General features: G+C 42.1%; 25 protein-coding genes. 19 read left to right on the top strand and 6 right to left on the bottom strand.

Translation table 11 applies throughout. The annotated features are described in order from the left end of the window. Positions 1-3: 3 nt before the first annotated feature. Positions 4-1,098, bottom strand: coding sequence for a glutamine-hydrolyzing carbamoyl-phosphate synthase small subunit (gene carA / locus ACESMA_RS03780; RefSeq protein WP_372947435.1), 1,095 nt, complete (start codon positions 1,096-1,098; stop codon positions 4-6). 218 nt (positions 1,099-1,316) lie between these two features. Between carA and argR the strand changes: the two genes are divergently transcribed. The 19 genes from argR to ACESMA_RS03685 all read left to right on the top strand — a co-directional run bounded on the left by argR (position 1,317) and on the right by ACESMA_RS03685 (position 15,918). Further along, the gene (gene argR, locus ACESMA_RS03775; RefSeq protein ID WP_372947434.1) at positions 1,317-1,796 is read left to right on the top strand and encodes an arginine repressor; all 480 of its coding nucleotides are present in this window, start codon (positions 1,317-1,319) and stop codon (positions 1,794-1,796) included. A gap of 2 nt (positions 1,797-1,798) precedes the next feature. Then, entirely contained in the window at positions 1,799-2,491 is a 693-nt protein-coding gene (locus ACESMA_RS03770) for a GNAT family N-acetyltransferase (RefSeq protein WP_372947433.1), read from the top strand. Between the two features lie 89 nt (positions 2,492-2,580). Next, positions 2,581-3,774, top strand: coding sequence for an argininosuccinate synthase (locus ACESMA_RS03765; protein WP_372947432.1), 1,194 nt, complete (start codon positions 2,581-2,583; stop codon positions 3,772-3,774). A 115-nt stretch (positions 3,775-3,889) separates the two neighbouring features. Further along, positions 3,890-4,858 carry an N-acetyl-gamma-glutamyl-phosphate reductase gene (gene argC / locus ACESMA_RS03760; protein ID WP_411289412.1) on the top strand — a complete coding sequence of 323 codons (969 nt, stop codon included), beginning with the start codon at positions 3,890-3,892 and terminating at the stop codon, positions 4,856-4,858. 137 nt (positions 4,859-4,995) lie between these two features. Beyond that, the gene (locus ACESMA_RS03755; RefSeq protein WP_372947430.1) at positions 4,996-6,144 is read left to right on the top strand and encodes an aspartate aminotransferase family protein; all 1,149 of its coding nucleotides are present in this window, start codon (positions 4,996-4,998) and stop codon (positions 6,142-6,144) included. 11 nt (positions 6,145-6,155) lie between these two features. Next, positions 6,156-6,962: a pyrroline-5-carboxylate reductase gene (proC, locus tag ACESMA_RS03750; RefSeq protein ID WP_372947429.1), complete on the top strand. Its 807-nt coding sequence runs from the start codon at positions 6,156-6,158 to the stop codon at positions 6,960-6,962. A gap of 2 nt (positions 6,963-6,964) precedes the next feature. Next, positions 6,965-8,062 carry a glutamate 5-kinase gene (proB, locus tag ACESMA_RS03745; RefSeq protein WP_372947428.1) on the top strand — a complete coding sequence of 366 codons (1,098 nt, stop codon included), beginning with the start codon at positions 6,965-6,967 and terminating at the stop codon, positions 8,060-8,062. A 1-nt stretch (position 8,063) separates the two neighbouring features. Beyond that, positions 8,064-9,314 carry a glutamate-5-semialdehyde dehydrogenase gene (locus ACESMA_RS03740; RefSeq protein ID WP_372947427.1) on the top strand — a complete coding sequence of 417 codons (1,251 nt, stop codon included), beginning with the start codon at positions 8,064-8,066 and terminating at the stop codon, positions 9,312-9,314. Positions 9,315-9,352: 38 nt separating this feature from the next. Continuing rightward, a complete protein-coding gene (locus ACESMA_RS03735; protein WP_372947426.1) occupies positions 9,353-9,676 on the top strand; it encodes a nucleotidyltransferase family protein in 324 nt (107 codons plus the stop codon). After that, positions 9,645-9,983, top strand: a complete 339-nt coding sequence (locus tag ACESMA_RS03730; protein WP_372947425.1) for a DUF86 domain-containing protein — start codon at positions 9,645-9,647, stop codon at positions 9,981-9,983. The genes ACESMA_RS03735 and ACESMA_RS03730 overlap by 32 nt, the downstream gene beginning before the upstream one ends. A gap of 38 nt (positions 9,984-10,021) precedes the next feature. After that, a complete protein-coding gene (locus ACESMA_RS03725) occupies positions 10,022-10,969 on the top strand; it encodes an N-acetylornithine carbamoyltransferase (protein ID WP_372947424.1) in 948 nt (315 codons plus the stop codon). 32 nt (positions 10,970-11,001) lie between these two features. After that, entirely contained in the window at positions 11,002-11,217 is a 216-nt protein-coding gene (locus tag ACESMA_RS03720; RefSeq protein ID WP_372947423.1) for a hypothetical protein, read from the top strand. Next, positions 11,217-11,486 carry a type II toxin-antitoxin system RelE family toxin gene (locus ACESMA_RS03715; protein ID WP_372947422.1) on the top strand — a complete coding sequence of 90 codons (270 nt, stop codon included), beginning with the start codon at positions 11,217-11,219 and terminating at the stop codon, positions 11,484-11,486. The genes ACESMA_RS03720 and ACESMA_RS03715 overlap by 1 nt, the downstream gene beginning before the upstream one ends. Continuing rightward, entirely contained in the window at positions 11,483-12,226 is a 744-nt protein-coding gene (gene hisA / locus ACESMA_RS03710; protein ID WP_372947421.1) for a 1-(5-phosphoribosyl)-5-[(5-phosphoribosylamino)methylideneamino]imidazole-4-carboxamide isomerase, read from the top strand. The genes ACESMA_RS03715 and hisA overlap by 4 nt, the downstream gene beginning before the upstream one ends. 65 nt (positions 12,227-12,291) lie before the next feature. Beyond that, positions 12,292-12,927 (top strand): hypothetical protein, encoded by a 636-nt coding sequence (locus ACESMA_RS03705; RefSeq protein ID WP_372947420.1) that lies wholly within the window; start codon positions 12,292-12,294, stop codon positions 12,925-12,927. Beyond that, on the top strand, positions 12,911-13,606 hold the full coding sequence (locus tag ACESMA_RS03700) for a DUF3307 domain-containing protein (RefSeq protein ID WP_372947419.1): 696 nt from the start codon (positions 12,911-12,913) through the stop codon (positions 13,604-13,606). Before ACESMA_RS03705 ends, ACESMA_RS03700 begins: the two co-directional genes overlap by 17 nt. A 14-nt stretch (positions 13,607-13,620) precedes the next feature. Next, positions 13,621-14,376 (top strand): imidazole glycerol phosphate synthase subunit HisF, encoded by a 756-nt coding sequence (gene hisF, locus ACESMA_RS03695; RefSeq protein WP_372947418.1) that lies wholly within the window; start codon positions 13,621-13,623, stop codon positions 14,374-14,376. A 37-nt stretch (positions 14,377-14,413) separates the two neighbouring features. After that, entirely contained in the window at positions 14,414-15,031 is a 618-nt protein-coding gene (gene hisIE / locus ACESMA_RS03690) for a bifunctional phosphoribosyl-AMP cyclohydrolase/phosphoribosyl-ATP diphosphatase HisIE (protein ID WP_372947417.1), read from the top strand. Between the two features lie 206 nt (positions 15,032-15,237). Next, positions 15,238-15,918 (top strand): hypothetical protein, encoded by a 681-nt coding sequence (locus tag ACESMA_RS03685; RefSeq protein ID WP_372947416.1) that lies wholly within the window; start codon positions 15,238-15,240, stop codon positions 15,916-15,918. Between the two features lie 59 nt (positions 15,919-15,977). On the opposite strand, the gene ACESMA_RS03680 is transcribed toward ACESMA_RS03685, so the two are convergent. From ACESMA_RS03680 to ACESMA_RS03660, 5 genes are all read right to left on the bottom strand, one after another. After that, positions 15,978-19,457: a hypothetical protein gene (locus tag ACESMA_RS03680; RefSeq protein ID WP_372947415.1), complete on the bottom strand. Its 3,480-nt coding sequence runs from the start codon at positions 19,455-19,457 to the stop codon at positions 15,978-15,980. A 151-nt stretch (positions 19,458-19,608) separates the two neighbouring features. Continuing rightward, positions 19,609-20,079: a DUF4494 domain-containing protein gene (locus ACESMA_RS03675; protein ID WP_372947414.1), complete on the bottom strand. Its 471-nt coding sequence runs from the start codon at positions 20,077-20,079 to the stop codon at positions 19,609-19,611. 220 nt (positions 20,080-20,299) lie between these two features. Continuing rightward, positions 20,300-21,514 (bottom strand): ammonium transporter, encoded by a 1,215-nt coding sequence (locus ACESMA_RS03670; protein ID WP_372947413.1) that lies wholly within the window; start codon positions 21,512-21,514, stop codon positions 20,300-20,302. Positions 21,515-21,538: 24 nt separating this feature from the next. Next, positions 21,539-21,895, bottom strand: a complete 357-nt coding sequence (locus tag ACESMA_RS03665; RefSeq protein WP_372947412.1) for a P-II family nitrogen regulator — start codon at positions 21,893-21,895, stop codon at positions 21,539-21,541. An 18-nt stretch (positions 21,896-21,913) separates the two neighbouring features. Beyond that, entirely contained in the window at positions 21,914-22,558 is a 645-nt protein-coding gene (locus tag ACESMA_RS03660; RefSeq protein WP_372947411.1) for a hypothetical protein, read from the bottom strand. Between the last annotated feature and the right edge of the window lie 47 nt (positions 22,559-22,605).

Below are 22,605 nucleotides of genomic sequence, written 5' to 3'. Positions count from 1 at the left end.
ACGTTACTTGTTAACCGACTGTTTATAAACTTTAATACTCTGAATAAAATCGTCGAACAGAAATTCCGTATCTGTTGGACCACTAGAGGCCTCGGGATGGAATTGTGTAGAAAAAAACGGTTTGGTTTTATGCCGGATTCCTTCGTTGGTTTCATCGTTCACATTGGTAAAAAGTGGTTCCCAATCAGCAGGAAGCGTTTCGGTAGCTACAGCATAGCCGTGGTTTTGCGAAGAAATGTAGCACTTATCGGTTCCATGAAGCAAAACCGGCTGGTTGTGACTTCGGTGTCCGTATTTCAGTTTATACGTATCTGCTCCGGCCGCACGCGCAAGCAATTGGTTCCCCAAACAAATTCCCATCACAGGCTTCTCTTCATCAATTATTTTCCGAATGTTCTGAACGGTTTCAATGCACATAGCCGGGTCACCAGGACCGTTGGAAATAAACACGCCGTCGTAATCTTCAACGCTAAAATCGTAATCCCATGGTACACGAATCACAGTGGCTCCCCGTTTCCGCAAGCAGCGAATGATGTTGTTTTTTACACCACAATCAACCAAAACCACCCTGGGCCCTTCATTTCCATAAACTTCCCGTTGGGTGCAACTTACGCGTGCCACCAGGTTTTCCATATTCGGGTCGTAAAAGTCAATAACCTCGTCTCCAAATTCAATTTTACCCAACATGGAGCCCTTTTCACGTAAAATTTTTGTTAAGGCGCGGGTGTCCACATCAAAAATTCCCGGCACTTCGTATTCCTTCAACCAGTCTGAAAGGCTTTTTTCTGCATTCCAGTGGCTGAATTCGAACGAGTAATCGGCAATAATCAAACCGCTGATGTGCACTTTGTGCGATTCAAAAAATTTGTGAATCCCTTCATGAATTTCACCAAACGGAACACCGTAATTGCCAATCATCGGATAGGTAGAAACCAAAATCTGACCAGTGTAAGACGGGTCGGTAAGACTTTCAGGATAACCTGTCATGGCGGTATAAAAAACTACTTCGCCTGCCACCGGTTTTTCGCTCCCAAACGATTTTCCTTCGAAAACTGTCCCGTCTTCGAGGGTGAGTTTTGCTTGTTTTACTTGTAACATGTTCAATTTATCTGTTAAAAAAAATGCGCCTGCCCCGCAATTGGTTCAAACGCATTTCTTTGAATTACTATTTGTATTGTGCCTGTTTTATTCCCCATGAACTTTTAATTAAAAAGTTTTTGTAAAAACCGGGACAAAAATAGTAATATTTCTTATAAAAAAACTTGTATTGATAAAAAAATGTATAATTTTGCAACCAAAATGTATAATTATTCAGGATGAAAAACCGGGTACAGCGGCAACTTGAAATACGACGGATAATTGCAAAAGAAAATGTGCATAGCCAGGAAGAATTATTGGCTGCACTAAAAGTAAAAGGGTTTGATTTAACTCAGGCTACCCTTTCGCGCGATTTGAAGTTTTTGCAGGTGGCCAAAGTACCTCATCCGTTGAACGGATACATTTATATAATTCCGGATGATGGCCAGCAAGAAGTAAAACCTGCCAGGTCGAAAGACAATTTTTTAGCCGAAGGTTTTAAAGGTCTTGAATTTTCGGGAAACCTGGCCGTAATGAAAACACTGCCGGGCTATGCGAGTACAATTGCGGCTGTTATTGACAGTTCAAGGCAATGGGAAATATTGGGAACAATTGCCGGTGACGACACTATATTGATTATCAGGCGTGAAGGCACAACAAACAATGATTTAATTAACGCCCTGGTTTCAATAATCCCTAAATTGAAAAACAAATTTTAGAAATGAAGGAGTTGAAAAATATAAAAGTTTTAGTGGCTGGGAAAGAGCACTTAAAATATGTGGATGAAATAAACGATGCCATTGATGTTGCTTCAAAACAGCGTGGTACCGGTATTGCCAGAAGAACCTACGAATATCTGGCTTCCAAAATTGAGGAAGGCAAGGCGATTATTGCTCTCGACGGTGAAGCTTTTGCCGGTTTCTGTTACATTGAAACCTGGGGCAACAAAGGTTTCGTAGCCAACTCGGGGTTAATTGTAGTTCCAGAATACCGCGGTTACGGGCTTGCAAAAGAAATTAAACGGAAGGCATTTCAACTTTCCCGTCAACAATATCCGGATGCCAAAATTTTTGGATTAACAACCGGTTTGGCTGTAATGAAAATTAACCATGAACTGGGGTACAAACCGGTAACTTTTTCGGAACTGACGGATGATGTGCAATTTTGGAACGGATGCAAGAGTTGTGTTAACTACGATATTCTGGAACGAATGGAGCGCACAAAGTGTCTCTGTACCGGAATGTTATACGATCCGGCCTGGGAAAAAGTACCTAAAAAAGAAAATGGAATCAGAAAAAGAAGTTTGATGGATGTTGTAAAAAAGCTGAAACCAAAAAACAGTTTCGGCAGTCAAAAACTGGAATTCATAAAAAAAAAGAGAAACCTGAAGAGTGACGGCGCGCCGTTGTATTAAATTAAACAGTATAGCAGGGTAATCACCCTAAATGAATAGTTTTTAAATTGGATTTGGGCACTGCTGTCACTCTTTTTAAAAAAATCGCTATGGGAAAAAAATTGGTTTTGGCATTCAGCGGGGGGCTCGACACCTCCTTCTGTGTGAAGTATTTAAAGGAAGAAAAAGGATTTGAAGTTTATACCGCCATTGCAAATACGGGCGGATTTTCTGAAGCTGAGTTAAAAAAGATAGAAGAAAAAGCATACCAACTTGGAGCAAAGGAACATGTTACACTTGACGTAACCGAAGAATACTACGAAAAGTGCATTCGTTACATGGTTTACGGCAATGTTTTGCGGAATAACACCTATCCCATTTCTGTAAGTTCTGAACGCGTTTTCCAGGCGATTGCCAGCATTGAATATGCCAAAAAAATTGGGGCCGGGTACATTGCTCACGGCAGCACCGGCGCCGGAAACGACCAGGTGCGGTTCGACCTTACGTTTCAGGTTTTAGCTCCCGAAATTGAAATCATTACGCCCATTCGCGATTTGAGCCTTAGCCGCCAGCAGGAAATCGATTTTCTGAAAAAACACGGCGTGGAAGACGATTTCGAAAAAATGCAGTATTCCATTAACCAGGGAATTTGGGGAACCAGCGTTGGCGGCAAGGAAACACTGACTTCCGACAAAGGATTGCCAAACGAAGCTTATCCAAGTCAATTGGAGGCTAAAGCAGAAAAAACCATTGAACTGGGCTTTGAAAAAGGCGAACTGAAAACCATTGACGGGAAGTCGTTTGCCAGCGGTCCGGCTACCATTCAGGCTTTGGAAGAAATTGCTTCGAAATATGCCATTGGCCGCGACATCCATGTGGGCGACACCATTATTGGCATTAAAGGCCGGGTGGGATTTGAAGCGGCGGCTCCGCTCATCATAATCAAAGCGCACCACCTGCTTGAAAAACATACCCTCACAAAATGGCAGGCCTACTGGAAAGAGCAACTGGCCAACTGGTACGGCATGTTTTTGCACGAAGCCATGTACCACGAACCGGTGATGCGCAACATTGAAACGTTTTTAGAAACCACTCAGGAAAATGTAACTGGAAAAGTATTTGTAAAACTGATGCCATATCGTTTTGAATTGCAGGGAATTGAATCGGAACACGACCTGATGAAATCCGGTTTTGGAGAATACGGCGAAACGGTGAAAGCCTGGACAGCCGACGATGTGAAAGGATTTACGAAAATTCTGGGCAACTCGCTAAAAATTTACCACAAGGTGAACAAGAAGATATAGAGCGAATGATGAATATCAATTAACGAATAACGATTTTGGAAATCTGCAATCTGCGATCGTTAATCATCATTCTGCAATCGTTAATCGTTCTTTTGCAATAAATATGGAAAAACGAATAATAAAAACTGGAATCATAGGAGGAGCAGGATACACGGCAGGAGAGTTGGTGCGGATTTTACTTTACCATCCGCAGTCAGAAATTGTTTTTGTGCAAAGCTCGAGCAATGCCGGCAACCTGGTTTCCGATGTGCACCTTGATTTGCTGGGCGATACCGATTTGCGATTTACCGATGCGCTTCCTTTAAATGAAGTGGATGTGATTTTCCTTTGCATGGGTCATGGAAAATCCAAAGAATTCATGGAAAAGAAAGAACTTCCGGAAAATTTGAAAGTGATTGATTTAAGCCACGACTTCAGACTCAAACGGGAAGGAAACGACTTTGTTTACGGCCTGCCGGAATTGAATCGCGAAGCAATAAAAAAAGCTTTGAAAATTGCTAATCCGGGCTGTTTTGCCACGGGAATTCAACTGGCTTTGCTGCCGCTCGCTGCTGCAAACCTGCTGGTTGACGAAGTGCATGTTCAAGCTATCACCGGCTCCACTGGCGCCGGCCAAAAACCTACCGAAACTTCGCATTTTAGCTGGCGGAACAACAACCTTTCGGCCTATAAAATTTTTGAACACCAGCACGAAGGAGAGATTTTGCAGAGTCTTAGTCAGTTGCAACAAGGTTTTTCCGAAGGATTCAATTTTGTTCCCATCCGCGGAAATCACACCCGCGGAATTTTTGTTTCGGCTTACACCAAATTTGAAGGATCACTTCAAAGCGCAAATGAATTATACCGAAACTTTTACAACGACCATCCGTTTGTGGTTTTGGCAGAAAAAAATCCGTCGCTGAAACAGGTGGTAAACACGAATAAAGCTGTTCTTTATCTCGAAAAGCATAAATATAAACTGGTGATAATCAGTCTGACCGACAACCTCATAAAAGGCGCTTCGGGACAGGCGATACAAAATATGAACCTGATGTTTGGACTGGATGAAACAACCGGTTTGAATTTAAAACCGATGGCATTTTAAGAATAAATAGCCACAGATACACAGATTTATTTTGTTGTGACGATGATTTTAAAATAAAATATGGATGAAGATTGGATTTGCCGGATTTAAGTTTAAACTTCCGACTTCGGCCTTCCGTCTTCCAACTTCTTAAAAACATGAAACTTTTTGACGTATATCCGCTTTTCAATATAACTCCCGTTAAAGCTGAGGGCTGTTATGTATCGGATTCAGAAGGCAACAAATACCTCGATTTGTACGGAGGCCATGCCGTTATTTCCATCGGACACAGCCACCCGCACTATGTTTCGCTTATTTCGGAACAACTCAAAAAAATAGGTTTTTACAGCAATTCCATACAAAATCCGTTGCAGCAGGAGTTAGCTGACAAGCTGGGGAAACTTTCCGGTTACGATGATTACCAGCTTTTCCTTTGCAATTCGGGTGCCGAGGCCAACGAAAATGCCATTAAACTGGCTTCGTTTGTTACCGGAAGAAAAAAATTCATCAGTTATAAAAAAGCGTTTCACGGGCGCACATCGGCAGCCGTGGCATTAACCGACAATCCGAAAATAATAGCTCCGGTGAATGAAACCGAAAATGCAGTAATTCTGACATTTAACGATTTACAAGCAACCGAAGCCAAACTGAAATCCGAACAAGTTGCGGCGATTATCATCGAAGGTATTCAGGGAATTGGCGGAATTAATATCCCTGACCCGCATTTTTTGGAAGGTCTGAAAAAACTAACGGAAAAATACGGCAGCCTGCTGATTTTGGATGAAATCCAGTCGGGGTGCGGGCGCAGCGGAAAGTTTTTTGCCCACCAATATACCAACGTAAAACCAGACATCATAACGGTTGCCAAAGGAATGGGAAACGGTTTTCCCATTGGCGGGGTCCTCATTCACCCAGAAATTAAACCCTGGCCGGGAATGCTGGGCACCACATTTGGCGGAAACCATTTGGCCTGTGCCGCCGGAATTGCCGTTTTAGATGTGCTTGAAAATGAAAAACTCATTCAAAATGCAGAAGAGACAGGGAATTACCTCATGGGAAAACTGGCTGGAATAAGCAGTGAAATACAAATTCGTGGTAAAGGGTTGATGATAGGACTGGAGTTCCCCTATCCGGTTTCGGAACTCAGAAAAAAACTGCTGTTCGAGCACAAAATTTTCACCGGTGTTTCCGGGCAGAATATGATTCGGTTGCTGCCACCTTTGAGTTTGAAAAAAGTCGAAGCTGACATTTTTTTAAAGGCATTTGCAAAAGCCTTTGCCGAAGTTTCTGCATCTTTGATAAAATAAACGAATTGAATATGGAAAAAAAGAAAATAGGAATTATTGGAGTTGGCAACATGGGCGGCGCCATTGTGGTGGGGCTGCTGAAATCAGGATTTGTTGATGCTGCCGATATTTTTGTTTCCGACCGAAAGGAGAGTGTTTTGGAAGAAATGAAGGCAAAAGGCGTGCATGCTTCCGAAGACAACCTTGCAACTGCTCAGCAGGCTGATGTACTAATTACGGCAGTAAAGCCTTACCACATCGAGCAGGTGTTGGAAGAAATTAAACCGGCATTAAATCCGCAAAAAATTCTGATTTCTATTGTTGCCGGAGTTGGAATTGAAGAGTTGGGAAAAATGGCTGGAAAAGACATTCCCATTTTCAGGGTAATGCCCAATACCGCTATTGCCTTACAGGAGTCGCTGACCTGCATTTCGGCCAATGGCAATACCGCTGACCATCGCGATTATGTAATTGAGTTATTCGACAAACTCGGAAAAACAGTTGAAATTCCGGAAGAACTGATGGCCGCTGCCACGGTTTTATCGTCATGCGGAATTGCTTACGCTTTGCGTTACATCCGGGCAGCCATGCAGGGTGGCATTGAAATTGGTTTTGGTGCCGAAATGGCGCAGTTCATTACTGCCCAAACCGTAAAAGGTGCTACCGAACTTATTTTACAAACCGGGCACCATCCAGAACGGGAAATCGATAAAGTAACCACGCCGCGTGGCGTAACCATCACCGGTTTGAATGAGATGGAACACAAGGGATTCAGTTCGTCGTTGATTCAGGGTGTTTTGGCTTCGTACAAAAAAATTGAAAAGGATTTGAGGAAATAATTGTGCAGTTCAGGTACCATAAAATAACGGTAAAAGTGGGCAGCAACGTGCTGGCAAAAGCCGATGGAACATTAAATGTTTCTCGCATTGCCCACCTGGTTGACCAGATTGCTTTCCTGCGTAAAAAAGGTATGGAGGTGGTTTTGGTTTCTTCGGGTGCTGTGGCTGCCGGACGGGCAGTGCTCGAACCATCACGTAAAACTGATGCCGTTTCCAAACGCCAGCTTTGGGCTGCATTGGGCCAGGTAAAACTCATCAGCCGCTACTCCGATTTTTTTAATGAACACGGCCTTACCTGTGCCCAAGTTTTAACCACCAAAGAGAATTTTTCGAGCCGCGGCCACTACCTGAACATGAAAAACTGCATGACTACGTTGCTTGAAAACAAAGTCATTCCCATTGTAAATGAAAACGATACCATTTCGGTTACCGAGCTGATGTTTACTGACAACGACGAACTTTCGGGGTTGATTGCTTCCATGGTAAATTCGGAAGCGTTGATTATTTTAAGCAATGTGGACGGCGTTTACACTGCACATCCCGAAAATGAAAACGCTGAGCTTATTCGAAAAGTGGGGATAAATGATGGCGAACCCGAAAATGCCATTTCGGGTAACCATTCGGAATTTGGGCGCGGTGGAATGCTCACCAAGTTCCGGATTGCCAAAAAGCTCGCCAGCGACGGCATCAGTGTGCACCTGGCAAACGGTATTAAGGAAAATATCCTGGTTGATATCCTTTCGGAAAAAGAAGTTGCCCACACCTGGTTTGAACCGGTACCAAAACCTGCCAGCGGCGTGAAAAAATGGATTGCCTATTCCGATGGATTTACAAAAGGCAGGGTGGTGGTGAACAAAGGCGCTGCGGCTGCCTTAAAATCGGAAAAAGCTGTGAGCCTTTTGCCGGTTGGAATTGTCACCATTGAAAATGAGTTCAAGAAAGGCGACCTGATTCGAATCGTGGATGAATCGGGAAATACCATCGGATTGGGAAAAGCGCAGTATGGCTCCGATAAAGTGGAAGTTGAAAAACAGTCGGAAAAACAAAAAGCGCTGGTGCACTACGATTATTTGTACATGGAAAAAACAACAAACGGTTAGCATGAAAATTGAAAAACAACTGCAACAGGTTTTGGTTGCTTCACGAAAACTGAATCTGGTGGAAAATGAATCAGTAAAAAAGGTTTTGCTTGAATTGGCCGATGAGGCAGAAATAAATACGGATTTTATCCTGTCCGAAAACCAAAAGGATTTGGACCGGATGAATCCGGAAGACCCAAAGTTCGACCGGCTGAAACTCACCAAAGAACGCATTGAGGGAATTGCTTCAGATATCCGGAATGTGGCCGGATTGGAAAGTCCGGTGGGTAAAGTAATAAAAAATTCTGTCCGTCCCAACGGACTGAAAATTAAAAAAGTAACGGTTCCGTTCGGAGTTATCGGCATCATTTACGAAGCCCGCCCCAATGTGACTTTCGATGTTTTTTCGCTTTGTCTGAAATCGGGAAATGCCTGCGTGTTAAAAGGCGGCAGCGATGCCATTTATTCCAACACCGCCATTGTTTCCATTATTCAGAAAGTACTTAAAAATAATAACCTCGACGAAAACACGGTGGCGCTGCTGCCTGCCGGTCGCGAGGAAACCCATGAAATGCTGCGTGCACACGGGTACATCGATTTGATTATTCCACGCGGAAGTCAGGGGCTTATTAACTTTGTGCGAGAAAATGCCACCATTCCGGTAATTGAAACCGGAGCCGGCATTTGCCACACCTATTTCGATGAATTCGGCGATGCCGAAAAAGGCCGCGAAATTATTTTCAATGCAAAAACCCGCCGTCCTTCGGTTTGCAATGCATTGGATTGCCTTGTCATTCATCAAAGCCGCCTGGACGAACTCCCGGCATTTGGTCAACTTCTTTCCGAAGCGGACGTAGTCATTTACGCCGACGAAAAAGCATACGAAAAACTGAAAGGAAACTACCCGGAAAATTTGTTGTTGCCGGCTACCGAAGAGTCGTTCGGCACGGAATTTCTTTCGCTGAAAATGGCTGTTAAAACAGTGGAATCGTTTGATGAGGCGCTTGAGCAAATTAACAAAAATAGTTCAAAACACAGCGAAGCTATTATTTCTGAAAACCAGCAGCGGATTGAAACTTTCCGAAAACTGGTCGATGCTTCTTCGGTTTACTCCAACGTTTCCACGGCATTTACCGACGGGGCGCAGTTTGGGCTCGGGGCCGAAATAGGAATAAGTACCCAAAAGCTGCATGCACGAGGCCCCATGGCGTTGGAAGAACTTACCAGCTACAAATGGATTATCGAAGGTAATGGCCAGGTGAGGCCGAAATAGTCGGTTAGAAATCGTATATTTGTTTATTAGCATTCGAAATGGATATTATTGAGAAAAATATCGAAAAAATTAATGAATTGTGCGCTAAGTACAATGTTTCTGAACTTTATGTGTTTGGTTCAGTTTTAACGGAACGCTTCAAAAACGACAGTGATATCGATTTGATAGTTGATTTTGACGATATGGATGTCTTCGGTTATGCCGATAACTATTTTGATTTTAAATTCGCTTTGGAAAGTGTTTTAAACAGAAAGGTTGATTTGCTTGAAAAAAAGGCAATTAAAAATCCATTTCTAAAAAAATCAATTGATTCTTCCAAAAAATTAATTTATGGACAACGAGATAAAAACCTGGTTGTTTGATATTCTTCAGGCTGTTGAAGAAATTGAAGGCTATTTTTCTGAAAAGCCAATGCGGTTCAATGATTATTTATCTGACATAAAAACTAAAAGAGCAGTTGAAAGAGACCTCGAAATAATTGGCGAGGCAGTGAACAGAATTTTTAAAAAAGACAAGCAATTTCGGCTTGAAAATGCACAAAAGATAATTGGAACCCGCAATCGCATCATTCACGGATACGATACAATTTCTGACGATTTAATCTGGAGTATCGTAGTAAATCATCTTCCAAAATTGAAAAGCGAAATCAAGGTTTTGATGGAAAAATAGCTTTAATTTTTAATGAACATTTTACAATAATTACTTTCATGAAACATTTCACTTCAGTAAAAGATATTCCCGATTTAAAAAAGGCGGTAGAAATTGCCTTTGACGTAAAGAAAAACAAATTCGCATACCAACATCTGGGGAAGAACAAAACCATGGTGCTGATATTTTTTAACCCCAGTCTGCGTACCCGCCTGAGTACTCAAAAGGCAGCCATGAACCTGGGCATGAACACTATGGTGATGAACGTGAGCGAAGATGGCTGGCAGCTTGAATCGGAGCTGGGCGTTGTTATGGACGGCGACAAACCGGAACACCTAAAAGAAGCTATTCCGGTAATTGGCAAATACTGCGATGTGATTGGCGTGCGGGCTTTTGCCAAATTTCAGAATAAAGAGGATGATTATGCTGAAAAAATCCTGAACCAGTTTATTGACTATGCAGGCGTACCAGTTGTGAGCATGGAAGGCGCAACCCGGCATCCGCTGCAAAGTTATGCCGATTTGGTTACCATTGAGGAGTTCAAGACCAAAGAAAAACCCAAAGTGGTGCTTACCTGGGCGCCGCACCCACGTGCATTGCCACAGGCTGTAGCAAATTCTTTTGTGGAGTGGATGAGCGAAACCGATTACGAACTGGTGGTTACCCATCCCGAAGGGTACGAACTGGCGCCTGATTTTATGGGCAATGTAAAGGTGGAATATGACCAGAAAAAAGCTTTTGAAGGCGCAGACTTTGTTTACGCCAAAAACTGGGCATCGTACACCAGTTACGGGCAAATCCTTTCCAAAGATTTTGGCTGGACGGTGAACGAAGAAAAAATGGCTATAACCAACGATGCCAAATTTATGCACTGTCTCCCCGTTCGCCGTAATGTAGTGGTTACCGACGGTGTGCTTGATGGCCCTTTTTCCATTGTGGTAGAGCAAGCCGCCAATCGCGAAGTCACAGCACAGGCTGTGTTGAAAATGATTTTGGAAGATGGTTAAGAAGTCGTAATTTTGTGACAGATAATAGCGTTATGAAGTCCATTACAATTGATATTTCAGAAAAGGTGTACAAAACGTTTCGGGATTTTTTGGATTTGTTACCCAAAGACAGTTTTACAATTTATGATAACGACCCGGATGAATTAACTGCTGAAGAAGAAAAGGCTTACTATTCAGTAAAAAAGAAAATTGAAAAGGGAGACTTTAGCGATTTTGAAGATTGGGATGATTTGAAAAAGAATTTTTGATGTACTCCCTGGTAATTCATAAAAAAGCTGCAAAATTTTTGAAATCCCGTAATTCTTCCACAAAAAGAATTATTGTTAAAAAGCTGGAATTATTAAAAGAAAATCCTTACACACATCAGCTACTCGATATTAAGAAGCTTATAGGAGTTGAAAATGTTTTTCGCCTGAGAATTGGAACTATCAGAATTATTTACCAGATTGAAAAACAGGAATTACTGATCTTAGTGATTTCAGCAGGTAAAAGAGGAGATGTTTATAAAAAGAAATGATGGAAAGTAAAATCGAAATAATCCCGGCCATCGACATTATTGGCGGAAAATGTGTGCGACTTTCGCAGGGCGACTACGAGCGGAAAACGGTTTACAATGAAAATCCGCTGGAAGTGGCGCGGATGTTTGAGGATGCCGGAATCAACAGGCTGCACATGGTTGATTTGGACGGCGCCAAAGCCAAACACATTGTAAATTACAAAGTGCTGGAACAAATTGCATCCAAAACAAATTTAATCATCGATTTTGGCGGCGGACTGAAATCGGACGAAGACTTGGAAATTGCTTTTGAATCGGGTGCCGCTATGGTAACCGGCGGAAGCATTGCTGTAAAAGAGCCGGAACTGTTTTTGAACTGGCTCGAAAAATTTGGCAGCGAAAAAATCATCCTGGGCGCCGATGCCAAAGACGGAAAAATTGCCGTAAGCGGCTGGCAGGAAAGTACGGAATTATCGGTAATTGAGTTCATTGCTGAATTTCATAAAAAAGGAATCTCCAAAGTTATTTCCACCGATATCAGCCGTGACGGAATGCTCTCCGGACCGGCGTTTGAACTGTACGGTGAAATTATGGAAATTTTACCTGACGTTGAAATTATTGCCAGCGGAGGCATCGCATCCATGGACGATATCTTCAAACTGGCTGTAATGGGTGTACCGGGCGTAATAACCGGCAAAGCGATTTATGAAGGAAAAATCAGTCTAAAGGATATTGAAAATTATAACCGGAATTGGTTATAATTATATAATATAACTATTTTTAGTTATATTTTTATTTTATAACCTTTTTTGGTTATATTTGCACTGTGAAAAAAAGTAGACAAATAGCCGTTATAACCGGAGACATTGTAAATTCTTCAGTTTTAGATGAAGCACAGAAGGTTTTTATCCAAAACGGGATTGAGCAATTTATGCATGAGGGAATTCTTTTGAGGCCAAAGTTTTACAGGGGAGACAGTTTTCAACTGGCTGTAAAACCAGTGGATGCTTTATTGCTGGCATTAAAATTCAGGATGGAAGTTCGGAGGAAAAATGAAGCTGCTGACCTTAGAGTCGCGATCGGTATTGGTGAAGTTTCTTCCTGGAACGAAGATGTATTACTGGCCGATGGACCTGCTTTTGTCCTTTCCGGCAAAAACCTGGACAGTTTAAAAAAGAAAGACCTCAATATCATTATTGTAACAGGGAATAAAGAACTGGACAGTGAACTGGAAACCTATTGTTACATGGCTGATGTCCTGTTAAAAAATCTTTCGTCGGTTCAGGCGAATATGTTGTTTTACAAGCTGAACAGTTTATCTCAGGAACAGGTTGGGGAAATACTTCAGATTTCTCAGCCATCAGTAAGTAAAACGCTGAAAGCCGCTAACTGGAAAGTAGTTGAGAAGTTTCTGGAGCGCTACGAACAAATAATAGAAAAACACTATGGAAGCTCTGAATAGCGTTTTTTTACCCATGTTAACCGGGCACTTGATTGCCGATTTCTGGCTGCAGCCCGACACATGGGTGCAGCATAAAAGAAAAAACGGCTGGAAGTCGAAAAAGCTGATTTTACATGCCGGTCTTGCTTCACTGTTACCGGTACTTTTCACTTTTCAACTTGACCTGTGGTTGTTTATCCCGGTAATTTTTGTGTTGCATTTCATAACTGACTTTTTTAAATCGAGATTACCGGATACGATTCCGGCATTTCTGGCTGACCAGCTTTTGCATATTGCAGTTTTGTGGATTTTGGCAACTCTCGCAACCCATGTATCGATTTCAGAAAACCTGACCAGGTTTTGGACTTATGCTGCCGGATTTGTTCTAATTACCAATCCTACAGGAATTTTTACAGGCATGTTTTTAAATGCTGTAATTCCGGATAAAAACAAAAAGGGCAAACCTGATGTTTCGGCATGGATTGGTATTTTCGAACGTGTGTTGATTATAATATTTATAACCACCGGCCAATTTGCTGCCATTGGATTTCTTATTGCAGCCAAATCCATTTTCCGGTTTAACGATACCCATGAAGACGGGAACAAAAAAGCCGAATATTTTCTTTTGGGAACCTTGCTTTCGTTTACTTTAGCGATTGTAGTGGGATTGTTGATTAATTGGTTAATTAAAACACTTTAAACATTTAACTGCGAATGCTTGCAAAAAGAATTATACCGTGTCTCGATATCCGAAACGGGCAAACCGTGAAGGGGATAAATTTTGTGGATATTAAAGAGGTGGGCGATCCGGTGGTACTGGGTGCCAAATATGCTGCCGACGGCGCAGACGAACTGGTTTTTCTCGACATCACGGCAACGCACGAAGGCCGCAAAACCTTTGTGGAGTTAGTGAAACGCATTGCCGCTCATCTGAACATTCCCTTTACTGTTGGAGGAGGAATTAGCGAATTAATCGATGCCGACAAACTGCTCAGCGCCGGGGCCGATAAAATTTCCATCAACTCTTCGGCAGTACGCAATCCGCAATTGATTGACGATTTGGCCAAAAGTTTCGGAAGCCAGTTTGTAGTTGTGGCCATCGATGCGCGCGGAGATGAAAACAACCACTGGACAGTGACCGTAAACGGCGGACGTATTCCAACCGACAAGGAATTGTTTTCGTGGGCGAAAGAAGCAGAAGACCGGGGCGCTGGCGAAATTCTGTTTACGTCAATGAACCATGACGGAACCAAAAACGGGTTTGCCAACGAACAGCTTGCCCTACTGGCTGATTCGTTGAAAATTCCAATTATTGCATCGGGCGGAGCAGGCGCCAAAGAGCATTTTGTGGATGTTTTCACCAAAGGAAAAGCCGATGCCGGACTGGCAGCCAGCATTTTTCATTACAACGAAATTCCCATTCCCGAGCTGAAGCAGTATTTGCGGGAACATGGAATTGTGGTGCGTTAAATTGTAAATCGCTAAATTCGCGGCAAAATATATACAAATGAATCCATTTTCAGGAATTGAACAAATTGACTTCGGTAAATTGAACGGACTGGTTCCGGCAGTTATTCAGGATAATTCAACCCAAAAAGTGTTAATGGTGGGCTTTATGAATAAAGAAGCCCTGGAAAAAACACAAGAGATTGGAAAAGTTACCTTTTTCAGCCGAACCAAAAACAGGTTGTGGACCAAAGGCGAGGAGTCGGGAAATTTCCTGAACGTAGTTTCCCTGTTGGTGGATTGCGACAACGACACCTTGCTCATTAAAGCCAATCCGGTGGGACCGGTTTGCCATACCGGCGCCGATACCTGCTTTTTCGAAACAAACAAAGAATCCGGTATTGGTTTTCTGAGTTACCTTCAGGATTTTATAGACAAACGCAAGCAGGAAATGCCCGAAGGTTCGTACACAACCTCTCTTTTTAAAGAAGGAACCGGCAAAATTTCACAAAAAGTGGGAGAGGAAGCTGTTGAAACAATTATAGGCGCCATGGCCAACGACAATGAAAATTTTATTTACGAAGCCAGTGATTTATTGTATCACCTAATTGTTTTATTGTCGCACAAAGGGCATCGCATCGACGATGTGGTAAATGAATTAAAAAAGAGGCATTCCTGACGTATCTGCCATAACTTGCTATTTTAAAGTTTATTACAGAAAAATTTCTTTATATTCATAAGAAATTATTTTCCAGAACATTGTTATGTAACATAGTTTCAAAACATAACTGTAAAACATCTGAGATTTTTGGTCATTTGTCAGGTGTTTTCCGATATAGTTGGTAGTTTTGTAAGTACTGCTAACTCAATAAAAAAAACTGTATCATGGAAACCGCAACTGCATGTCCAACCAGCACTGCCACAATTCTGGCCTGCCAAAAAATAGCCAGATCGTTCAAGGAAAACATTTACGAACTGTCCAGAATCAGAAAAGATTGGGACCCGGAGTACGCTACCTCGTTAAATGTTTGGATTAACGATACCATTGAAAAGTATTATGAAGAAAACCTCGACAGTGTTTACGATAAAAAGTACCGCGACTGGCATGAGGTAATGGTAGCCGGGCTGCAAAGCCTTAAAGTTCTTCGTGCTGCTTTAAAAGTGGACTTTAAAAATGACAAATCGTTTTTAAAAGAAGTGTTTAAAAAGCTGGGATACAGCGACTATTTCAGCGATGCAAAAAATGGAGATCATTTAAGTCTTTATAAACTTTTATCCACTTTTATCAAAAACCTCGATGAGGAAACAAAGCAAAAAATTATACACAAGGGAGTTCCTGAGACGTTGTTTAATAAAATTTTTGAAACTGCACAGCAAATAGAAGACTTTAAATGTTGCTTTGAAGCACTGGAGAGCGAGAATGAATTAAATACTTACGCTCAGAAAGAAGTGGCAGAGATATATGAAACTATTCAGGATATTTGCCGCATTGCTGTTGCCTATTTCCAGTTCGATCCGATTAAACGCGACGAATTTAATTTTTACAAAGTAATGGTCAATCTTTAGTTTGCCAGATAATTAGCTTTTAAAGGCGACCCGCCGGGATTCCGGCAGGCCGCTTTTTTTTATTTTCTTCTGAATAATGGATCGGCACCAATTGTGCCAGCCAAATCATTAAAATATTTTTCAGAATCAACGTAATTAAGCTGTTCCTCAGCTTTTTTCAGCTTACTCTGAATTCCCATTTTTTCAACAAGCAATTTATTATTGGGTTCTGAAATAAAATCCTCTAAATATTGCATTTGTTTTTTCAGAAAGTTTACATCCTTTTGTTGCTTCAGGTGGAGTCTTTCTTTGTACCAGTCGGTTTGAAGTACATATTCTCTTTCAAACTCTTTTCTCAGATCCGGATCGCTTAATTCTTTTCCTTCGTAATGACAGTATGCCATAATGTGCAATAATATTTTTAGCGGCGGAATGGCAGATTCCACACTTCCTTCTTCAAAATATCTGAGAGCTACTTTTTGTTGTGCTTCCACAATATTTTTAATACCATCCACATAATCTTCCATACTCTGAATTTCGGGATGAAGCATTTCATCATTGAAAACTTCAAGCGGTTCGTCAAAGAGTTTGTTCATACAGCGGAAGGCAAAATTTTTATTGATGCGGTATCCCAACCGGCTGGCCAGGATTTTTTCTCCGTTGTTTTCAAAATCCTCCAGCTTGTCGAGACAATTGTGTTCTATTAATTTTTTGGCATCCCGGTCTTCAGGTTCAAGCCGTGCCCAAATTTCGGGAACTAAAATACTGATATCATGGTCAAACCGTTTATTTTGGCCAATGTACCCGGCAGCAGAACTGAATCCCTGATATTCGGAAAGAATATATGAAAGCAACGCATTATTTAAATCGGTTGTGGGCACCAGCATATTGAACGGGCCTTTTGTGAGTGCACCTTCAGAACCTGCTCCGGTTGTTGATGGTGATTTTCCCGTAAGGCTGCAGATAAAATCCATAAATAGCTCAGGAATTTCCTGGTAATGAATCGGGTTGTAAACGCTCAAAGACCGGATTCCTTTTTCCTTTTCTGCCGGGTTGTTTCTACGTCCGGGAAGAACAGCATTTACCGGAAAATGTACCGGCTTATCTTTGGGAACTTTTCTAAAAAGCCTCACTCCCACTTCTGCCAAATGTGTTTCCTCATTTTCATTTTTAAACAGGTTTCGTTGCAGGTATCTTGGGTTGTTTGTGGGAACGCCATTAACAATCCGCGGGTGCGACGGAGCAACAAAATAACAATCCTTATGTCCTTCTGCCACTTTTTTAATCAATTCTTTAACCGGCTCAGTGTATTGGTCAAAATGAATGGTATCTTCATATAAATCAATAGCATCCTGTCGGGTAAGCGGTTCGTAATTGGTAAGGAAGGTGTTGTTTTCAACAATATCAGCCTCTGCATCTTTGTCGTAACCTCTGATTACTGCTTCGTCGGGCCTTTGAAATAAAAAACTTTCGCAATTGCCTGTCAGCTTAACACTTTTATTTTTGTATTCCGGGTTAAGATTATTCAACTGATGCGCCGGAAGTGTAACAGTAGCAGTTATATCATCTTCCATTTGAATTTTCCGGCTGGGAATAAAATCAGACCTGAGTTTATGGAGGTACCATTGACCTTCCGGACTAAACCCGATACGGACGTAGCTGGCTATTATTTTATTGTGCTTGTAGCGTAAAGCATTTCCGTTCCGGCCATTCACAATTTCCACATTCAAATATTCTTTCCATGATCCCTTATCCTGCTGAGTCCGGTACATACGTTTTATATAGAGCGCAAGTGTTTTAACATGCGTTGGAATACTTTCAAGAAACTCATTGTATTCATCGGTATATTGATCAGACGGGGTAAGCAATTTTACTGCCGACCCCAGAGTTCTGTGAGGGCTGAGAAATGGACGTGAAGGCCGGGCATTCGGATAAATGGTTTTCCATCGCTGCATATAATCATAATTTATAAGCATGTCCACCATTTCAGAATCCTTTTCCAAATCCTGAATATAGAAAGAACCATACTTTATGGCATTTTGCATCGATTTGGAAATTTCCGATTTTCCTCCACCCGAAACGGTGCTGGGTTTATGGCAGAAAATGCCTTCGGGTGCTGTATCTACAATACGCCAAAGCTTTTGTTCCGGATGTTTTACAAGTTGAAACTTATGGCCTGTTGGGTGCACATAAATTTTTTCCGGAGAAAGCTTCAGCTTTTGTTCTTTACCGGTGTGCATCCAGGTTACATGGCCCTTATCAATGTCAATATCGGCATGTTCGTGAATGTAAATAATATTGGGATATTTTTTGTCGATGGCATAATTTTCAGGCAAAACATCAATTCTGCCATCCAATAGTATTTTAACATCTTCAAAAGAATATTTATGATCGAATTTTCCTGAAAAAGGCTCCCCGTAAATATTGTCGCCCATGTTTCCGCAAGGGAAGGCAACAGCACCGCCGGCATGTTCTTCTTCAACCAGTCCGTAAAGATTGGCCGAATAACTTATCTGGGTTTTAATTTCTTTTTTGGAATAGCCGTAATAGTTGTCGGCAATTAGTGTTACAACAACTCCCCGTTCGTCGCGGCAGGTTACCTTAAAGGCACTTCCATCGTTGTACAACTCATTTTCGTCAGTCCAGCACATGCCGTCGTTACGTTGTCTTTCGGTAGCATCATTATAATGCGGCAGTCCAACGTCCTTCTTTTTGAGTTTTGTAAGCTGTGGGGCCAGAATGATGCAACCGGTATGCCCGGTCCAGTGCTCAATGTCAAGCGCTGCATCGTTTTCGGCCAGATTGTGGTCGCCGGCGTTTCCAAAAATAGTTTCCACAAAGTCGAGGTTACTAACCAGACTGCCGGGTGCGAAAAATCGTACCTCCATACTTTTTTCGCTGATTACACCTTTTACTTCAGGACAAACTACCGGGCGAAGCAATAAAGAAACCATAGTTTTTGCCTTGTCGTTCTGGTTGGCTGTAAACGGAAGAATGTTCATTTCATCGGTAGGCCGAAGAGCCTCATGAAGCAAGTGGGCAAAAGCAATTTTGGGAACTTCTTTTTTGTCGAGTGCAACCGGAAGGCCGCCTTCCACAATGTGAAATGTTCCTTTTGTTGTGCGTTTGTCAGCAGCCGGATTATTCAGAATTCCCTGTTTCAGCCGGTAAGAACTTAACAATTCGCTTTTGAATGAGTTGCCATTGGCCGGAAGACTGACTTCGCGGGCCATACCGGGTTGATTTAAAACCAGAGTGGAATCCGGCAAGCGTGTTGGTTTTTCAAAATTAAGGTCTTTTAAATAATCATCCAGAAAATTCTGAATACGTGAATCAACTGGTGACTGATGCCCGGTGAGCAACCTCGACTTTTCCATGAAGCTACTGATTAACCCCTCGGTAAGCGACATAAAACGTGCGCTTGCAAGTTTAGCCCCTTCTTCTGTTTCATCAGTAAACAAAGGTTGGCCCAATGCAGCCAGTTGCAGGTTTATGTATTGAATCATTTCCCTCCGGTCTTTCTTCCTTGGTTTTTGCCTGTTCCTTTCGATATTTTTCATAATTGATGTAACTTTAAGTACTTCAACGAAAATACGAAATATTGGGGACTAATGCCAATGAATTGAGACCTTAAGAATTTATTGACCTGAGGTTAATAATGATTTTACATCACTTGCTCAGGCCATCTGGTGCAGATATTTTAGAGGCAGATTAAGAATCAACCGGTTTAAAACCTTCCGGCACAACTGATTCTGAAGGTTCGTAAGGAAATACATCCACAATGGTACTAACTGCCAAAGATGAAACCACATACGGTATTACCATGTACGACAGACTTTCATCCAGTCTGGCCAGGGCTTCTTTAATGTCGTCGGCCATAACTACGTAATAGGTGCGAAGTTTTTTCTCCTTTCCGGCTTCTTCATCAATGGTAACCAAATTTATAGTGGCTTTAAACCACCATTCGCCATTATCATAGGGAAAAACTTCGGCAATTTTCGATTTTTTTATGTCGGTTACCGTAAACTCTCCTTTTACCATTTGCTGAATTTGCCTTATTATGCGTGTTTCAGCATCGGTAAACGAAACGGCATCCAGCAAAAAGTTTTCGGTTACGGTTTGCTCTTTACCGCTTTCCAGAACTTTTGTGTATTTCACTTTACATTCGAACCAGGTTTGCATATTTCAATTTTTTAAAGAGGACAAAAATAGACAAAAAAAAGAACCGGTTACATTTTTAATAAACCGGTTCTTGCTTCTAACTAAAATAAAAAATAAACTACTTTTCTCTGTTTTCAGTTTATTGCTTTGATAATAAAACTGATATTTCTTTGAAAAAAGGAGCCGCCCCTACAAACGGCTCCATACAGACAGCTACAGACTAAAAAGCTGAAGAAGGTGTTTAGTTGTAGGCACTTTCTCCATGTTCATATACATCGAGGCCTTCTTCTTCGATGCGTTTGGAGACACGCAATCCGATTGTTGCTTTTATGGTTTTAAACAGAATTAATCCCAAACCGAAAGCCCACACAAAAACAGCAGCCACACCAATTACCTGCGAAATCAGCAAGTCAAAACCGCCACCGTAAAACAGTCCGCCTTCAGTGGCAAACAATCCTACAGCAAGGGTACCAAAAGCACCGTTTACTCCGTGCACAGAAACTGCACCAACTGGGTCGTCAACCTTAAATTTCTGGTCGATAATTTCTACACTGAAAACCAGGATAATTCCGGCCATCAAGCCAATAATAAGAGCTCCGCCAGGACTAACAATATCAGTTCCTGCAGTAATGGCTACCAAACCGGCCAAAGCACCGTTTAATGCAAGCGACAAGGCAGGACGTTTATACCGCCACCAGGAAACAAAAAGTGCTGCAACTGCGCCGCCGGCTGCTGCCAGGTTAGTTGTAAGTACAATGTGTGCAATGGCCAGGGTATTATCGTTACCGGCTGCAGCCAATTGCGAGCCCGGGTTAAAACCGAACCAGCCAAACCAAAGAATAAAAACGCCAAGTGCTGCAAAGGTGAGGTTATGACCGGGAATGGCTTTTGCCTTGCCTTTTACATATTTACCAGCCCGAGGCCCCAGAACAATGGCGCCTGCCAAACCTACCCAGGCTCCAACTGAATGCACCAGCGTCGATCCGGCAAAATCGAGAAATCCCAGTTGGTCGAGCCAGCCGCCACCCCACTTCCAGTGCCCTGAAATGGGATAAATAAATACGGTAATTACAACCGTAAAAATCAGGTATGAATTAAATTTGGTACGCTCGGCTACTGCGCCCGAAACAATTGTTGCGGCTGTGGCTGCGAAAACCGTTTGGAACATCAGGTCGGTTTTGTTGGCGTAATCGCCAATGCCGTTGTCGTTAAAAAAAAGGCTGGGCATTCCAATAAAACCGCCAATTGAATCACCGTACATTAACGTGTATCCAATCAACCAGAACAAAATGGAACCAATGGCAAAGTCCATCAGGTTCTTGGTAAGAATGTTTGCCGTATTCTTAGAACGGGTAAATCCGGCTTCAACCATAGCAAACCCCGGTTGCATGAACATTACGAGGAATGTGGCAACCAAAACCCATATATTGTTAATCGAAATAGAAAGTTCTTCCATGATAATTTCTTTTTAGTGTGTTTATTACTCTTCTTTTCCTTTTATGTAAAGCGATTCGTCGCCTTTTTCACCCGTGCGTATGCGGTAAGATTCCTCAATAGGAATAATGAAAATCTTTCCATCGCCGATTTCCCCGGAGCGTGCTGAACCAAGTATGGCATTTACAGTTTTTTCCACGTTTTTATCTCGAACGATTATGGAGAGTTTCGTACGTTCAATTGTACTGGTGTCGTAAACCACCCCGCGGTAAACACGACCTTCGCGGGCCTGCCCAACTCCACGAACATCCCAGTATGAGAAAAACTCAATACCGGCTTCGTGCAGGGCTTCCCAAACCTCTTCGAATTTGGTTTTTCGAATAATTGCCTCAATTTTTTTCATAACAGTCTGTTTTATATTTTACAATGAAATTCCTACCACAATATGAAACTGTTCGGATGAAGGATTCAGAATGGCTGCTCCTGAAACAGGAAGTGAAAATAAATCAGTGATTTTTACTTCTTTGGAAGTGCCAATACCAATATTGCATACATTGAATTTTCCGTCAACTGTGTAGGCGCCGTCGCCACCGCCTAAAAACAGGTCAACTGCTCCTGCCGAAACTCCTGCTTCCAGATAAACGTCACCTTCGCCCGCGTTCATCATATAGGCGCCGGTAAGCGAAAAACTACCTAATCCAACACCAAGCATGGGTTCAATGTAATGCGAGTCACCATCCAGCCAGCTTGAACCCGGAAAATAATAATCAGTAACCGTTAACGTAAGCGAAGCATTTTCTCCAAGGTCAAAACCGTAGCTTGCATAAAGGTCAGCTTCGGCAGCTTCATCGGTGGAGGCATTATAAGAACCCCAGGCTCCAATGGCAAATCCACCTGCACTAAATTCAACTGATGGCTGAAAAGCCGGACCGGAACCAAATTTTGCTCCCCTCCAAACATAGCTGCTGTAAATATCAAGTCCTGTGCTCCATTCCTGCGCCTTTAGGGCAGGAGAAAATGTCATCATGAGTAGTAAACCCGCTGTAATCAAATAAATCTTTTTCATTGTTTTAATTTTAAATGTTTAACGTTTTTTCTTTTACTTTAATTTTT

The organism is Mariniphaga sp. (assembly GCF_041687215.1).
Taxonomy (GTDB): Bacteria; Bacteroidota; Bacteroidia; order Bacteroidales; family Prolixibacteraceae; genus Mariniphaga.
Note: the sequence above shows the minus strand (reverse complement) of the source record. Positions and strands in the feature narration are given on the sequence as shown.

What these genes read in the sequence shown, in the direction of transcription:
- carA (WP_372947435.1), bottom strand. Translation starts at nt 1,098, where the DNA reads ATGTTACAAGTAAAACAAGCAAAACTCACCCTCGAAGACGGGACAGTT.
- argR (WP_372947434.1), top strand. Translation starts at nt 1,317, where the DNA reads ATGAAAAACCGGGTACAGCGGCAACTTGAAATACGACGGATAATTGCA.
- ACESMA_RS03770 (WP_372947433.1), top strand. Translation starts at nt 1,799, where the DNA reads ATGAAGGAGTTGAAAAATATAAAAGTTTTAGTGGCTGGGAAAGAGCAC.
- ACESMA_RS03765 (WP_372947432.1), top strand. Translation starts at nt 2,581, where the DNA reads ATGGGAAAAAAATTGGTTTTGGCATTCAGCGGGGGGCTCGACACCTCC.
- ACESMA_RS03755 (WP_372947430.1), top strand. Translation starts at nt 4,996, where the DNA reads ATGAAACTTTTTGACGTATATCCGCTTTTCAATATAACTCCCGTTAAA.
- proC (WP_372947429.1), top strand. Translation starts at nt 6,156, where the DNA reads ATGGAAAAAAAGAAAATAGGAATTATTGGAGTTGGCAACATGGGCGGC.
- ACESMA_RS03740 (WP_372947427.1), top strand. Translation starts at nt 8,064, where the DNA reads ATGAAAATTGAAAAACAACTGCAACAGGTTTTGGTTGCTTCACGAAAA.
- ACESMA_RS03735 (WP_372947426.1), top strand. Translation starts at nt 9,353, where the DNA reads ATGGATATTATTGAGAAAAATATCGAAAAAATTAATGAATTGTGCGCT.
- ACESMA_RS03730 (WP_372947425.1), top strand. Translation starts at nt 9,645, where the DNA reads ATGGACAACGAGATAAAAACCTGGTTGTTTGATATTCTTCAGGCTGTT.
- ACESMA_RS03725 (WP_372947424.1), top strand. Translation starts at nt 10,022, where the DNA reads ATGAAACATTTCACTTCAGTAAAAGATATTCCCGATTTAAAAAAGGCG.
- ACESMA_RS03720 (WP_372947423.1), top strand. Translation starts at nt 11,002, where the DNA reads ATGAAGTCCATTACAATTGATATTTCAGAAAAGGTGTACAAAACGTTT.
- ACESMA_RS03715 (WP_372947422.1), top strand. Translation starts at nt 11,217, where the DNA reads ATGTACTCCCTGGTAATTCATAAAAAAGCTGCAAAATTTTTGAAATCC.
- hisA (WP_372947421.1), top strand. Translation starts at nt 11,483, where the DNA reads ATGATGGAAAGTAAAATCGAAATAATCCCGGCCATCGACATTATTGGC.
- ACESMA_RS03700 (WP_372947419.1), top strand. Translation starts at nt 12,911, where the DNA reads ATGGAAGCTCTGAATAGCGTTTTTTTACCCATGTTAACCGGGCACTTG.
- hisF (WP_372947418.1), top strand. Translation starts at nt 13,621, where the DNA reads ATGCTTGCAAAAAGAATTATACCGTGTCTCGATATCCGAAACGGGCAA.
- hisIE (WP_372947417.1), top strand. Translation starts at nt 14,414, where the DNA reads ATGAATCCATTTTCAGGAATTGAACAAATTGACTTCGGTAAATTGAAC.
- ACESMA_RS03685 (WP_372947416.1), top strand. Translation starts at nt 15,238, where the DNA reads ATGGAAACCGCAACTGCATGTCCAACCAGCACTGCCACAATTCTGGCC.
- ACESMA_RS03680 (WP_372947415.1), bottom strand. Translation starts at nt 19,457, where the DNA reads ATGAAAAATATCGAAAGGAACAGGCAAAAACCAAGGAAGAAAGACCGG.
- ACESMA_RS03675 (WP_372947414.1), bottom strand. Translation starts at nt 20,079, where the DNA reads ATGCAAACCTGGTTCGAATGTAAAGTGAAATACACAAAAGTTCTGGAA.
- ACESMA_RS03670 (WP_372947413.1), bottom strand. Translation starts at nt 21,514, where the DNA reads ATGGAAGAACTTTCTATTTCGATTAACAATATATGGGTTTTGGTTGCC.
- ACESMA_RS03665 (WP_372947412.1), bottom strand. Translation starts at nt 21,895, where the DNA reads ATGAAAAAAATTGAGGCAATTATTCGAAAAACCAAATTCGAAGAGGTT.
- ACESMA_RS03660 (WP_372947411.1), bottom strand. Translation starts at nt 22,558, where the DNA reads ATGAAAAAGATTTATTTGATTACAGCGGGTTTACTACTCATGATGACA.